This window comes from Burkholderia sp. AU17457 (genome assembly GCF_002223255.1).
GTDB lineage: Bacteria > Pseudomonadota > Gammaproteobacteria > Burkholderiales > Burkholderiaceae > Burkholderia > Burkholderia sola.
The window spans coordinates 1,115,226-1,129,336 of the sequence record NZ_NKFB01000003.1 but is presented as its reverse complement, the minus strand read 5'-3'; the positions used below and the strand labels follow the sequence as shown (position 1 = coordinate 1,129,336).

The 14,111-nt window shown below is 60.1% G+C and carries 17 protein-coding genes; all 17 read right to left on the bottom strand.

What is annotated here, in order from left to right; translation table 11 throughout:
• Positions 1-16: 16 nt before the first annotated feature.
• A complete protein-coding gene (locus tag CFB49_RS07840; protein ID WP_069621360.1) occupies positions 17-307 on the bottom strand; it encodes a putative quinol monooxygenase in 291 nt (96 codons plus the stop codon).
• Between the two features lie 533 nt (positions 308-840).
• Positions 841-2,049: an outer membrane protein assembly factor BamC gene (gene bamC, locus CFB49_RS07835; RefSeq protein WP_089491079.1), complete on the bottom strand. Its 1,209-nt coding sequence runs from the start codon at positions 2,047-2,049 to the stop codon at positions 841-843.
• 622 nt (positions 2,050-2,671) lie between these two features.
• The gene (locus tag CFB49_RS07825) at positions 2,672-3,496 is read right to left on the bottom strand and encodes a patatin-like phospholipase family protein (RefSeq protein ID WP_089491077.1); all 825 of its coding nucleotides are present in this window, start codon (positions 3,494-3,496) and stop codon (positions 2,672-2,674) included.
• A complete protein-coding gene (locus CFB49_RS07820) occupies positions 3,493-3,939 on the bottom strand; it encodes a hypothetical protein (RefSeq protein ID WP_089491076.1) in 447 nt (148 codons plus the stop codon). The genes CFB49_RS07825 and CFB49_RS07820 overlap by 4 nt, the downstream gene beginning before the upstream one ends.
• 9 nt (positions 3,940-3,948) lie before the next feature.
• Positions 3,949-4,281: a hypothetical protein gene (locus CFB49_RS07815; RefSeq protein ID WP_089491075.1), complete on the bottom strand. Its 333-nt coding sequence runs from the start codon at positions 4,279-4,281 to the stop codon at positions 3,949-3,951.
• A complete protein-coding gene (locus CFB49_RS07810) occupies positions 4,278-4,592 on the bottom strand; it encodes a hypothetical protein (protein ID WP_089491074.1) in 315 nt (104 codons plus the stop codon). Before CFB49_RS07810 ends, CFB49_RS07815 begins: the two co-directional genes overlap by 4 nt.
• 37 nt (positions 4,593-4,629) lie before the next feature.
• On the bottom strand, positions 4,630-5,205 hold the full coding sequence (locus tag CFB49_RS07805) for a glycoside hydrolase family 19 protein (RefSeq protein ID WP_256979901.1): 576 nt from the start codon (positions 5,203-5,205) through the stop codon (positions 4,630-4,632).
• Positions 5,202-5,609 (bottom strand): hypothetical protein, encoded by a 408-nt coding sequence (locus tag CFB49_RS07800; RefSeq protein WP_089491072.1) that lies wholly within the window; start codon positions 5,607-5,609, stop codon positions 5,202-5,204. The genes CFB49_RS07805 and CFB49_RS07800 overlap by 4 nt, the downstream gene beginning before the upstream one ends.
• A 93-nt stretch (positions 5,610-5,702) precedes the next feature.
• Positions 5,703-6,473 carry a class I SAM-dependent methyltransferase gene (locus tag CFB49_RS07795; RefSeq protein ID WP_143329260.1) on the bottom strand — a complete coding sequence of 257 codons (771 nt, stop codon included), beginning with the start codon at positions 6,471-6,473 and terminating at the stop codon, positions 5,703-5,705.
• Between the two features lie 70 nt (positions 6,474-6,543).
• The gene (locus CFB49_RS35545) at positions 6,544-7,755 is read right to left on the bottom strand and encodes a glycine-rich domain-containing protein (protein WP_143329259.1); all 1,212 of its coding nucleotides are present in this window, start codon (positions 7,753-7,755) and stop codon (positions 6,544-6,546) included.
• Between the two features lie 8 nt (positions 7,756-7,763).
• Positions 7,764-9,416 (bottom strand): hypothetical protein, encoded by a 1,653-nt coding sequence (locus tag CFB49_RS07790; RefSeq protein ID WP_089491070.1) that lies wholly within the window; start codon positions 9,414-9,416, stop codon positions 7,764-7,766.
• 91 nt (positions 9,417-9,507) lie between these two features.
• Entirely contained in the window at positions 9,508-10,161 is a 654-nt protein-coding gene (locus CFB49_RS07785) for a C1q-like domain-containing protein (protein ID WP_143329258.1), read from the bottom strand.
• Positions 10,162-10,175: 14 nt separating this feature from the next.
• Positions 10,176-10,856 (bottom strand): YmfQ family protein, encoded by a 681-nt coding sequence (locus CFB49_RS07780; protein ID WP_089491068.1) that lies wholly within the window; start codon positions 10,854-10,856, stop codon positions 10,176-10,178.
• Positions 10,857-10,862: 6 nt separating this feature from the next.
• Positions 10,863-12,023: a baseplate J/gp47 family protein gene (locus CFB49_RS07775; protein WP_089491067.1), complete on the bottom strand. Its 1,161-nt coding sequence runs from the start codon at positions 12,021-12,023 to the stop codon at positions 10,863-10,865.
• A 1-nt stretch (position 12,024) separates the two neighbouring features.
• Positions 12,025-12,474: a phage GP46 family protein gene (locus CFB49_RS07770; protein WP_089491066.1), complete on the bottom strand. Its 450-nt coding sequence runs from the start codon at positions 12,472-12,474 to the stop codon at positions 12,025-12,027.
• Between the two features lie 3 nt (positions 12,475-12,477).
• Complete coding sequence (locus CFB49_RS07765; protein ID WP_249190324.1) at positions 12,478-13,041, bottom strand: phage baseplate assembly protein V; 564 nt, start codon at positions 13,039-13,041, stop codon at positions 12,478-12,480.
• Positions 13,038-14,111 carry a phage baseplate assembly protein gene (locus tag CFB49_RS07760; RefSeq protein ID WP_089491064.1) on the bottom strand — a complete coding sequence of 358 codons (1,074 nt, stop codon included), beginning with the start codon at positions 14,109-14,111 and terminating at the stop codon, positions 13,038-13,040. Before CFB49_RS07760 ends, CFB49_RS07765 begins: the two co-directional genes overlap by 4 nt.

Here is a 14,111-nt window from a genome sequence, read left to right as displayed (position 1 = left end):
CCCGCCCGGCTCACGTTCAGACGAGCTTCGACAGCACGCGGATTTCGGAACGCTCGATCCACTCCGCGGCCGCTTCGCGATAAGCGAGAATATGCGCGGAACGCGCATGAGCAGCCAATGCTTCCTCGCTCTCCCAACGCTCGACGAATACGAACCGCGCGGGCTCCTTCAGATCCCGGTGCAGGTCGTACTGCAATGCGCCGGCTTCGTTGCGGGTCGGTTCGACGATTCCCTCGAGCACGGCGCGCAGTTGTTCCTCCGCGCCCGGCTTCGCCACGATCAGCGCCACGACTGCGATTTCCGCCATTCCCGCCTCCTTCGTCCGAAAAAGTCCGAGAATACGCGAATCCCGCAGCGCGCATCGGCTACGCCGATACGGCATGACGACGGCACAAAAAAAATAGCCCGCGCTTCAGAGAAGCGCGGGCGAAACCGTCGCCCTACGAGGATAGGCGACGGGGCCATCGAGATCCGCACGCGGGCGCGGATCGTCATCTGTTGTGCGGACGCTTGTCGCGTCGGCATGTGAAGGCGTCGAGACCGTTGTTCGGCGCACGCGGCGCACGCTCCGGACGCTGACGCCCAGCCTCCCTCTTCTAACGATTCAAACCTATAAAGCAGGTTGCGTGCCAAGCATGACATGCGCGACACTCCTTTGATTTGTAAGGACAATTTTTTGGATTGGCGACAATGTGACACGTGTTCTGTCGTCGTAACGCCCGGATGTTACGTAACGTCACGAGGCGGGCCGAACCACTAGAACAATCGCACGCGCCGGCGAGCGGCCATGAAAAAAGCCCGCCGAATGGCGGGCTTTTCAGGAGTGTGGGAAACGCCGGGTCAGCGGAGCTGATTCACGAGCAACCCCATGATCTGCCGAGCCGGCGACGACGTATCGATCACGCCCGCATCGTCGACGACCGCGACGCGCGTCTGATCGGCCGTGAGCGCCTTCACGTTGACGCGATACTGCTTCGCCTGCTTTTCCTTCTTGCCGTGGAACAACTGGCTCCAGAAGCCCTGCTCGGCCGAGCTCAGATCCTTCGGATCGACATAGCGCACGAAATACAGGCCCTTCGAGCGATCGCGATCGTCGACCGTGAAGTTCGCGCGATCGAGCGCGAGACCGACGTGCAGCCACGACCGGTCGTACGGCTCGCCGAGCGTGACTTCGGACGGCACGGTCGCTTCGGCCGCGTCGCTGCCTTGCGCCGACGTGCGCGACACGTTCTGCGCGGCGATTGCCGCAGCAGCCTTCGACGACGCGTCGGCATCGGCCTTCTTGTCCTTCGGTACCGCGTTGTCCTTGATGTTCGCGATCGGCGGTTCGCCGTTCTTCGCACGTTGCTCGTTCTGCGCGAGCACGGCCATCAGCCGCTTCAGGTATTCCGTCTCGAGCGCCGGATCGTTCGGCTTCGGTTCCCACTTGCTCGAATCGTTGTTCGCGCCGGTGATCGCCTCGCGCATCCCCTTCTGGCTGATGAATACGTAGGTGCCGCCGTTCGGCGCCGAATCGAGACGCGTACGGTACTTGTTGCGCTCGGCCGTCACGTACGAATTGCCCATCGCCTTCGAGATCACGCTGCGGATCAGGCCGTCGTTGATCTGCGGATGAGTTTCGTTCCAGTCGGTTTCCATCACGCCCTTGTCGCGCTGGTCGACGACGAGCAGGAAGCCTTGCTCCTGCCAGAAACGGCGAACCTGCGGCCAGATCGCGGCCGGTTGCTTGCCGTCGATCACGAGCCAGCTTTCGGTGCCGTCGCGCTGGATATGCATGCCGGCCACGGCCGGTGCGACGGTATCCAGCGCGGGCGCGGCCTGCTGGACCTGCTTGAGCGCGGACAGGGAAGTCGCGCCGCCCTGGGGCGGCAGCGAACGCTGATCGGCCGTCTCGTCGAGCATGTTGGGCGGCACTGCGAGCGACGCTTCCTTCGATTTCGAATCGCTCTTGTAGTCCACTTTCGTGGGCGACGACGTACCGCAACCGGCGACGAGCGCGCCGGTGGCGAGCACTGCAGCGAACCGCATGGTAAGACGAAGATCAGTCATGTTCGGGGAATCCTCTTCCGCTAAATCACGGCGCTTTCCGTGGATCAACCTTGCATTTTACCGGGGCCGCGCTGCGATGTGCAAAAAAGCGACGGCCAAGAAAAAACCCGCGTCAGCTTGAACTGACGCGGGTTCTTGTCTGGTCGGGGCGAGAGGATTTGAACCTCCGACCACCTGCACCCCATGCAGCAGCGAAAACCGGCTGTCGCGCCCGTCGAATATGGGGGCGAAAGATCGGCCCTCCAACAAATTGCTCAAGAAATGAGCACGAAGCGACGCGGCATTCCGGGAAACGCCAAGCTGATTATTAGAGGGCGGTCCGCGCGCGTTGCTGCATAGCCGGCATCTTGGCATGGGCGCGCAATGACGCGATACACTGTACATCCATACAGCGAAATGTAGCCTCGTCATGCTTCGGCAACCTCTTCCCATCTTTCAATCCCCATCCAACCGCGAGCTGCGCGAAATGTGGCGCCGCTACCCGGCCGGCCACGAGGTACGGCGCCTGATCCTCGAAATTGCACGATGCAGGAAACGGTTCTATGAAGCCGAGGATCTCCGGAAAACGGTGCAGTCGGTGTGGAACGAGGATGTGGGGGGCCACCTTGTGGCCCTTCACCAGCTACGCCTGATTCTCCAGGACGAAGCTCGGTTCGCCGAGGGCTAGCTTCGTCGCGGCATAGCCGTCGTCATACAGGCGCTGGCGCGTCGCGACTGGCATGCGGCGGTCGAACGAACTGGCATAGCCGGTCTGCACGCGCACGAATGTCGCTCCCATAAGCTGATCGAAAGCAAAATGCGCGGCCTCGTTCGAGGCGAGCATCACGTCGATCATCCGTGGTGCCAGGGTTGTGAACCCATACCGGCCAGGCAGCAGCGGCGAATCGTCGGACTCAAGAAAGATCCCGACCCGCGGCACCTCGTCCACCGTCAGATCGCTCACCGGCATGTTGTCGCACATGCCGCCGTCCACGAACAAGCCGCCTGCCACCGCGACCGGAGCGAACACAATCGGGATTGACGCGCTCGCGCACGCCGCCATCGCGATCGGTACGTCGGGCGTCGACGCGCGAGAGAACTGGAACTCGCGTTCGCTGAGAAGATCCGTCGCGATTACTTTCAGGTCGATTTCGAGTTCCGCGAACGTTTTGCCGCTGGTGACTCTGGTCAGATACCCGCGCAGGGCTTCCCCGCTGCACAGAGCCTGGCGACGGATCAGCGTCCACAGCGAAAAGCTCATCATCCGCGACCAGTCGACCTCCATCAGCATCTGCCGCATCACGTCGAGCGGCAGGCCGCTCGCATACAGACTGGCGACAATGGAGCCGCCAGACGTCCCCGCGAGCTCCACGATCGTGTAACCGGCCTCCTCGATCGCCTGCAGGGCGCCGAGATGGGCTCCCAGCCGAAAGCCGCTGCCGCTCAGCGCGACGCGGATAGGTTTCACAGTGCGCTCCCCGCGAGCGGAGTGGACGCGGCCGCCGGCGGCGCTGCGACTGCCTGGTTCATCGAGATCGCCACATTGAACGCAAGGACCGCCGTATCGATCGCGGCATCGGCCGCTGCCTTGTTCGGCAGCGACGACGCGTCGACCAGCGCCTTAAGCGCGGGCAACGTAGCGTTGACGATCGTCTGCAGGTCCGGCGTGGTGATGGTCGCGCCGACCGCGCACACCTTGGCGATGGCCGGCTGCACAGTGTCGTCCAACATGGTGGCCGCGCCGCCGGTGAACACGCCGTCGGCCTTCAGAATGGCGATCTCGCCATTCGCCGCGCCGCAAGCAATCGCCACCTGCTGTTGGAACGTGAGCGCGGGCGCCGAGCTGCAGCCGACGAGGATGGAAACGGACGCGACAATGCCTGCCGCGAGCAGCATCGAAAAACGCTTCATGGGATTTCCTTACTTGAGGGTCTTGAGCGCCGTCACTGCGGCGGCCGTGGCCGCGCCGACGACATCGGATGCCGCGGACGCGGCGGTTGCTTGCCCTGCGAATGCTTCGACGTCGGTTTCGCGGAGCGAGATGGAATAGCTGTTGTCGGACTGATGCACAAACGTCGCCTCGACGGTCGCCATCTGCTTACCGTTCCAGACACGCAGCACGCAGCAGCCGGCCGGCGCGCCAGTCGCGTCGACGAGCGGCGATACCTCGTATCGAGCGATGCCGGCATATCGGAGCGAATCGCAGCCAGCGAGCGCGAGACACGCGGATACCGCGATCGCAGCGCGGATCACTGGATCGTCGGCGCCGGGGCCGCCTGCGGCATCGGCGGTGCCGGCACCGCCGATACGGTCCCGGAAACGGAGACCGCCGCCGGCGGCGATGCAGGCTTGTCCAGTTCGGCTGCACCGAGTACGGCCGTTCCCGTCAGTGCGGTCACATTCGGCCCGGCCGAACCGGCCGTTGCGTGATAGACACCGAGGCCGGCCAGCGTGTAACCGACCGCATCGACAAACGACTGGGGCGGCACGTAATGCAGCAGGACCAGCGCGAGCCAGGCGCTGAACAGCAGGACAGCTGCGATGAACTTCATCCACGGGTTCATGTGGGTTTTCTCCTGAAATGCCGCGGGGTGCGGCGGGTTAAATTGCGAGGCCGAGCGCAGCCCTGCAGGAATCCCAGAGCGCCAGGCGGTCGGCCATGCCATTCGGCGTGCCCTTCGATCGGGGGTTGCCGATGTTGATCGCACGGCTGATCGAGAGGAGGTCGCCGGCATCGGCGAAAGCATTCAACGCGTTGTCGGTCCAGAATTGCGCCGAAACTTCGGCGGCGATGCTGGGCTGCGAAATCTGGTCCGGGTTGTCCTCAAGGTCGATGCCGATCTTCTGACCCATCACGCGGAAGTTGTAGCGACCGGTGATGCCAATCAGGCCGCCAGCGCGAAACTTGAATCCATCACCGGGCTGCGTATTTCCCAGCGCCGTCGCTTTTGCGGATGGCGGCTCATAGGTGAGCTGCGTCGGCGTCGGCCCCCAGATCTCTCTCAGCCACTGGAAGCGGCCCGATTCGTGTCCGCACTGCGCGAGAAACGCGGCCTGGCGGGCAGGCGAGTCGATCGCATATAGCGCCATCGCGGCGGACAGAGGGTCTGCCCATTGCGTCGCGCGCGCGACCGGGATCTGTAGCGCAGCTGCAAGGGTTTGTGGTGTCATGCTCATCCCAGAAGAAGCTTCACGACCGCGTTCGCCCAATCGGGAATGGGTTCGTGTCGTATGTAGCGATAGACGATCACGCCGATCGTGATTCCCGCAATCGTCGGACCGGCGACGTGCCGAACGAGAAAGCGCCACGCATCAGCGAGGCGGCACAACGCGCGCACAGCGCGCGCACCGCCCTCCCATGTGTCCACCATGGATTGCGTATTCGCCTGAATCGATTTTGTGTCCGCTCTAAGGTCTGCCATTTCGGCGACGAGGGTATCGATCTTCTCGTCCTGCTGTTGAAGGTGCTCCTTCACGGCTTCGTCGCTGGCGTCGATGCGCCGCTCGAGCCTTGAAAAGCGCTTCTCTCCTGCTCGGAACCGCTCTTCGACGCGCGCGTTCCCCGATGCGTTGTCCGACATTCATCCCCCGGAAATGAAAAACCGCCCGTAGGCGGCTCGGCTTATAGGCGAAAAAAAACCGCCTGACGGCGGTTTCTCGCTGATTCAATACTTCTAGAACCTGAACAGTACTCCGTGATAGGAACCTGGAGAATTCCTATAAACATCCTTCGAAATGAAGTACTCGGCACTTCGCGCGCCTAGACTCATCCCCATGTGCTTCATTCCCTCCACGCTGAAGTTCGTGATATGGACGTCATTATGCGAGAACACATCAGCGGGGTGCTTATCGTCAAGCCGATCGGCGTTCCAGAGGAATTTCCACTGATTCCGTTCAACAAATGGAACACTGATGTAGATTGCTCCGTCTCGATTAAGATGCCGCCGCATCAGCGAGAAAAGATCGCGCGGGTTTTCGAGGTGCTCGAATACCTGAATCGCTGCGATCAGGTCATACCGCTGATCGTGACTCTCGTCAAACATTCCGAGGCGGCTATCTACCTTGAGGTGCTCGATGGCGAACCGATGGCAGTGCGGATTCACTTCGAAGCCTGTAGCCGTCAATCCGTAGTCGGTGCACGCCTTGAGGAAAAATCCAGCCCCATGGCCGATCTCCAGAACCGTCCGCACACCCGGCACGAGAGTTGTAAGCTCTAGCACCAACTGGCTCTGCAGCGCGTAGTGATTTTCCCTATCCGCAAACAGGAATTCGAAGTCTTTCAACTGCTGCTCCGGGCCCTCCACATATCCCGTCCTGTGGAAGAAGCTCAGGCAATCCATGCAGAACCATTGAGGGTAAGCTTTTCTGGTGCGGCGCCCGATGACGTCCTGGACGTGCAGCGTATACGCTGAGTCACAAACTGGACAGGGAAACTCGGCTTTCAAGAACCGCCTCCAAAATAGCTTTTCGGAAGCGCGATATTACCATTTGCCCCAACGAGTGGATGCTGAATTCTCAATTCAGCTCATAGACCGCGACGATTCCGCCGCTGCCCGCGCCGCCGGTATTGCCCGAAGCTTGACTTGCAGCGTTTGCACACCCACTCCCGCCCGCGCCATAGCCGGTTGCAGCCGTTCCCGTAACGGTAGTAGTGGTGACGCGCGCTGTCGCGCCCCCTCCGAGGACGCTATACGTGCCCGGAAGTGACGACACAATAGCCGTCGATGCAACCGCCGTGGGAGAGCTTCCCGCTCCTGCGACATTCAGAACGCTCCCGCCAGACGCGCTTCCGCCCGCGGAACCTGCGACCGAGTACGGGACGCTGCTCGCGGCACCAGCTGCGCCGCCCGACCCGCCATTCGCAGTGACAAGCGAGCCAAACGAAGAGCTCCCCCCGTTACCGCCATTGCTCGATACTGCGCCTGCGGTACCAGCTGCCCCTACCGTCACGGTGACGCCGCTGTATCCGCTGGTGATATAGCTTTCGGAATACCCGCCAGCGGCACCAGGGCCGCCGACGGATGCCTGCGACGAGCTTGTCGGGGAACAGCCGCCCCCACCCCCGCCAGCGCCCTGCACACGCACCAAGACCCTCGTCGTGCCAGTGGTCTGCGTGTAGGTGTAGCTGCCCGGCGTGCTGAAAACCTGCACATTCAGCAGTCGTCCGGTTGCTGCCGTGATCGAGCTGTTGACGAACGCCGTCGTCGCGAGCTGCGTCGTGTTCGTGCCGGTGGTCGCGGTCGGCGCCGTCGGCGTGCCGGTGAGCGACGGCGAGGCGAGCAGAGCATAGGATGCGGCCGCGGTGCCACCGAGGCTCGCCGCATTGATGCTCGAGTTGCACGCAAATCCGCTCCCGCTCCCCCATTGCAGCGCGTTTGCCGAGCTGCTGCAGCTCGGCATCGTGAATGCGGTCACGTTGCCCGTCGAGCTCGTCGCATTTGCGAGCACGGAGTTCGCGGCCTGCTGAGCGATCTGGCTAAGTGCGACACCATTAGTCGCAACCGATATGGTGACGTTGCCGGTGGTGCCGCTGACTGCGACCCCGGCGCCGGCCACAACCGAATCGACGATCGAGGACCACGCCGGCGACGACGACGCCCCTGTCGATACGATCGCTTGACCGCTCGTTGACCCGAGCGGATTTAGCAACTGGACCGGAACGTACGTTGCGGCGGTGGAGGCAACCGAAATTGCCCCGGCAATAAGTGCGATGAGGAGTCGTTTCATTTTTGGGGTTACGAAAGTAGGTTGTTTCCGACGATCTTGCTACTGCCCGTTCCGCCGTCGAGCAACGCTCCGGTTGTGTTGCCGGTCAGATCATTGCTTTCGATTATGTAACGGTTACTCGGCCCACCGATTACGCGAGCCCCATATCCGCCATTTGGGCCACGCCCAGAGCACGGCCCACCACAAGCCCCGACAAGCCGGAATTTCGTCGTTCCATTTGTGAACCGATAGCCGTCCAGCGCATTCCCCGCAGCCCAACCGCCGGTCACGATGACGTTCATCACATTCGGACCAGATACATCGAGCCCACATGCGCCGTTGCTCGGAAACTCGCAGTTCGAAAGACCGACACCGTCCACCGTACCGCCTCCTGAATCCGTAATCAGAAGGCCGTCCTGATTGCCCAGGCCAAACCAGCAATCCGAGAATTTTGCGCCCCAGACACCCCCGCCGACTGGGGCAATTTGCCCGGACGCTTGTCCATAAGCACTGTCGAAATCACTGTCTGAAAAAACCGCAGAATAGATATTCTGTCCGGCAGCGGGGTCCATCAGGAGTGCTGCACCGTGCTTGGTGAAGTTCACCCGCGAGGAAAACAGGGTGTCGCCGTTGATGACTCGCAGCCCGCCGAACGGCTGAATACCTGACGCAGGGCCGGCACCGATGACGCTATCGATGAGCATGTTCCCGAAGTTCGCTGCGATGATCGCGCATCCCCCGAGCGTCAACGACGGATTGAACATGTTGCCGTCGGCCACCTTAGCCCCGACGACTTCAAGCGATGGCGTGCCGGCGACGATACCTGTGTAATAGTTCGTCATCTGGAAGTCACTGATTTCAGCGAGGTTGCCCATCAGAAGGACGAGCGCCCCACCGGTCATCGGTGTCGCCGAGCTGATCGTCATTTCGCTGAGCTTCGACGAGTTTCCAACCTGAAATACGCCGCCGTTCAGAGTCCCCGTACCAGCGACATTGAGAGTCACCAGCCCCGATCTATAGCGGCCGCGGCCGTAGATCCGGACACCATCCGGGATGACAAGATTCTTCAGCGCGAAAAACCCGCCGGCCCCGAGGTCGATCTCTCCGCCTCCGATCGCAGCAATGTCGTTGACGAGCCGCTGAAAATTCAGCGTATTATCGCTCCCTGTCACACCGTTCCAATCAGCAACGCATTCGTAATAATCGGGTGTAAGTTGCGTATTCTTGTTGATATAGAAAATTCGAGATCCGTTCGCCAGCTGCGCATCACCCACCGCGCCGGTGCCGATAGCACCCACCGGCACGGTCAGCGCGCCCTTGATGGTGATCTTCGAAACGTTCGGGATACCTCCATTCGGAAAGCTGAGCACATTCCCGGTCAGCGTGCAGTCGAGCTGCGGCGCTGCGTCGGCGAAGACATCAATGTTGTTGATCGACCCATAGCCATTCGCCAGAGTGATCGACGCTCCGCCAGGAAGAAACGTGCCGGGCGTCACGCCATCACCCGAAATGAACGTCTCGACATTCTTGTTCTGGATGACCTTGCCCTGCATGTAAACCGCCAGCTGCGCAGCAGTCATCTTCTTCTCGAGGCCAGCCTGCGCCGAGTAGAAGATGTCCGAATCCGATGCGCCTGCCGCTGGGTCGAAATCTTTGAGCTGTTTACCAACACCAGTCGTCATGGGAGGTCATATCCAAATCGATGGCGCTTGGCGCCAGAAACAAAAAAGCCACCCGAGAGAGTGGCTCCATGCAAGTAATCAACGAATGCTGCTACTTGACCCGCACGCCGGAAAAGTATGTGAGTGGGGCACCAGTATCGAGTGTGTCCGCAACTGATGTCGAATAGACGACGCGTACGTTATCACCAGCTGCAAGCTGCACGGGGCCCGAAGATCCCGCGAGCGACGAGCTCAGAACAGAACCATCAGCTTCCTGCATTCGAACACGTGGCAGGTTGTTCACGTACAGGTCAAGGATCCTGTTCGCCGTGCTGTTGGAGGTTCCGTGAATCGATGCGTTGAAGTTGTAGAAGCCGGGATTTGTCGCGACGAATAACCCGCTTACCAGGCTGAATTCGTTCAGGTCGTCGAACTGCTTGGCCTGAAAGTTCACGGTCGACGGCACCCCAGCACTGAATGCCTGGGCAGTCAGCTGTTTGACCGAGAAGCATGAAACACCTGCCTGAGGCAGGCTGAGCTTCTGCAGGGCCTGGAGCAACTGCGTATTGTCAGTTTTCTCGAGCGAGAGACCAGCGGCCTCGACGACGTTGATCAGTTCAATCATGACTGCATTGAACCAATCCTCATCCAGGATCGTCGCCGGCGTCCCCGTAGCCGGATTGCCTCCGGTGAAATAGCCGGGAGTACCAGCCGGCTTCGGTGTCGGCAAAGAAGTCGCTGCTCCGGGAGCGTCAATCTGATACATGATTTACCTCAGGTTTAATATCCCACTACCACAGAAGATCCGTCGCCGAGCACAACGGGTCGATCATCATGCGTCACGACGGAGTTATCGAATATCTCCGTCTGATACGAGAACTTGAGGATGGTGTGCGCCGGACTCAACGCATTGAGTTCGCATTCGAGAACGTCATTCCCCCATGTCGCCAGTGGTTCACCCGCTGCCGATTGCCCGGCGCGCGCTCTGGTGATCGTATTCGTAGGCGCGATGATCGACCACGCATGGGCCCATGATTCTGAATTGCAGGGATCGCCACATCGCGACCAACCAGCTCTAGCCGCCGCATTATTCTCGATCGAGATGCTATATCCGAGGTTTCTCGCAAACTCAACGAAATAGTCAATGGATTGGCCGCCGGTGGCAGTCAATCGCGCGATTACTTGCGCCCGACGTTGCTGAACGGTTGGCGCTGCCCCAGCGCACGGATCAGGCAGTCCCAGCGCTGACTCCCATTCCGGAAGCAGTTCATAGGCTGATTCCGGGAAACCATCAGTAATCAGGTTTTTAGAGCGAGCAGCGTGCCTTGCGAAACTCGGAGCACATCCTGCCAGAGTTTTCGTCTGGATAGCATCTTGATCGCGAGGCCAAACACGGCCGCGAGGCATCAATGCCTGCAAGGCAGCAAGATAGTCGGCAGCGGTCAAATCGGGAGCGTACATAAGCGTTCAAATGTAATCGACCGTTCCAAGTACTGGCAGCGAGCCGAAGCTACCGGTTATGTTGTCGGGATACGACGTGGTCACGCCATCGACAACGCCGGTAATTGCTTCGATGACGAATCCTGCTGTCGCCGGAATGGCACCAATCGCGGAGTTGAGGTCCGATCTGTTGACGGTCCCACCGCGCGGATCACCGCTGCGGAATAGGACGTTTCTGATCTCCGATGCAATTGCATTACGAGTAGCGGTCGATGCGGTACTCAGGCCGCTTATCTGGAATGACAAAATATTGCTGATCGGCGCGCATATATACACAAGCGCCGTCACCGGCTCGAGACTCACCAAAGCGTCAGCAACGACCAACTGATCACCTGTCGCCGGATTATCTCGTGGGAGGCCACCCGGCCCCTGATCAAATTGGGACACGCCGTTTGTGCCCTGCGGAAATCCTCCGTGCGCTGCTTGTGCATCGTCCATCATGATATAGACGACAACCGTTCCGGCGCCGAATGCATTCGGCGCACACCATGCTCTCGTAACGCCGGCCACGCCCAGTGCCCAGCTCACGTAATCAGCCCGATCACCACCTTGTGCAGGGTTCTGATAAGCGTATAGAACGCGAGCTCGATACTCTTCCTGATCTTCGATATCGGCACCGGACGACACCGTGCCAAGGACAACGCCACTCGATTGAATTCCATCGACGGCGACGCCGAGAGATACGACTGTTCCTGCATCAGCGTTCCCAGCCGCGCCCGCGACGTCGGCAACGATGGCTACTGAGACGGTCGTCCCAACCACAACCCCAGTCGCTACGGTCGTATAGGTAACGCCATCACCGCGAACTACGGGCACATCAGCATCGAGTTGCCTTCCGGCAATACCTGTGAAAGCCACCGACACACTAGCTGCGCTGGCATCCTTGCGAAATACCTTCTTCAGTGCACCCCACGCCTCGAGATATTCATCTTCTGCCGTGAAAGGGTTAGTCTGTTTTGCGATCCAATCGAGGTATCCGTATTCCTCGTTGGTCATACCAGCGAGCACAACGCCGATGATCTTCAGCGCCGCATTACGCAGTAATGGGTCAGATCCTTCCAGCGCGGCCGCGATGTCGGCCATCGCATCGGCGCGGAGCTGAGCGAGTGTTTTTCGTGCGTATGGCATGTCAGGCGATCTGGTTCCAGGCCCATGCGTAGCTAAGGGCAGCTTTCATGGTGCCGTCTTGATTGTAGAAAATGACCTGCAGGCCAAGAAATGATGTGCGAACCCATTGCGCAAATACGTCGATACGTGCCGCCACGCCGTCGTCGATGAACCACTCGAGCGACTCTTTCGCATAGTCGACTGCGTTGTTCAGCGTCTCCTGCGTCTGTTTCGCACGTGACAGCAACCACAACCGCGAACCAATCGGGCGGTCCTCACCAAGATCGCCCCACCATCCGCGTGCGTCATCGGTACCATCCGGAATTACGTCGTCGGGATTCGCTGTGCGATCCGTGAACAGACTGATCAGCACCGCGCTCGCGAGATCGTTTCCCATCGCAAGAACGGGCCCGACAAGCTGCCAATCGCCGCGGCTGTTGTCGACGTCCCAGATGAGAGAAATATCCGGCATCGGTTACTCCTGTTGCGTCGGCACTTCGGAGGTGATAGTGCTGCCGCCGCCCTGCACTTCCTTAATGTCGTGGGTATGGCCGTCGAAGATGATCCGGTCAGCGGCCATGCTGCGTCCCGTTGTATCGCAATTGTCGACTATGTCACCTGTGCACTCGAGCAACGCTGTTTCAGCGCGAATCTTTTGCGTATTGGTGATAGTCAGCGGATTTCCTCCGCCATTTATCACGATCCCAGCCGCCGTGAGATACACGGACTGCCCGATGTTGTCGTGGATCGCTACTTCACCGGTCGCAAGCTGAGTCAGGCGGTATTTCGCATTGCCGGTCGCGATCACAACCCCGTTTGAGCGATCGCCGCCGGCGAACGCGACTACGGCATCCGAGTCTTCGGGCGGATTCGATGTGAATCCATACTCAGCGCAGCGCGGCAAATTGTCGTTCGTCTGCAGCGGGTTGAACTTCACCTGCATGAACTGAATTCCGCCGCTATCGTTGACCACCTTCACCAGACCGCGTGCAAGAGCGCTCATTACGCGGCGCGCCGTTCGGTCGATATAGCCTCTCATGGTGCGTTCGGAGCGCCGAGCACGACGTCCGGAGAAAGTGGCTGCAGGATTGTAGGCTCCGGCTTGAATGCATCGGGCGGCATCAACAGCAGCTCCGCGTGAGTGCCGTGTTCGTCAAGGGTATAAGTCACTTCGGAAATCAGCAGGAACGTTTCTTCTGGAATTTTCAGAGACGGCAGCGTCACGGGTACCAGTACGTTTGGGGTCCACAACATGCCATCCCCGTCGCGCCAACTGTCGGTCACGATGCGAATCGCCTGAGATCGCCCGGCACGGCGCGCTGCCTCCCAATTTGCCCGTTCCTGGGCGATGTTGCGGCCGGCCTGGACCTGCTCTGAGACGATGTACAGCTTTCTGTGGCGGCTGACCGTCGCATCTTTCGCCGTGGCCACGGGAACTAGGTTGACACCAGCGTCGCCCATCGTTTGCATGGTGAGCAGATAGCAATCGATCTCGGAGTACCGAAGGTCTGCACCCCATTCAAAATCTGCATCTTCGACGTTCTGCCCTTCGGTGAATCCAGACGTGTGCGAATCGATGCCAGCGCGAGCTAATCGCAAATTTCCATCTGGCAGGTCATATGCGAGGACGCCGGCATAGCGCGCGATCCGCTCGATGACATCGAAAGCGGTCTCGCCGATCATCAGATTGAACTGGGGAATGCTAGGTCCGTTGTTTCCATCGCTCGTGACGGAAATGCCATATGGCAACGCTAGCTTCTGGGCGATCTGCAACGCATTTGAGCCGCTAATCTGGCCACCTTCCCACTCAGCGCTGCAGTCGACGAGGTCTTCACATTTGCCTCGGCCGACCACTGCAATGCGATGGTGGTCACGGCTTATGCCCGGCCGCACGCGGTCAACATAGCCAGTGATTACGACATCGTCGCCGATGGCAAGCTGACAGCTCTGGCCCGGAATCGCACTGATCTGCGTGAGATCTCCGGGATACAGATCGGTCATCTCGATTTCGAAATCGCTTGGCAACCTCTCGACGCCTCGCGTGACTCGGATCTTCGTCCAGCCGGACACGCGCGAGCCGTCCATGATCAAACTCAGATCGTCTGCCAT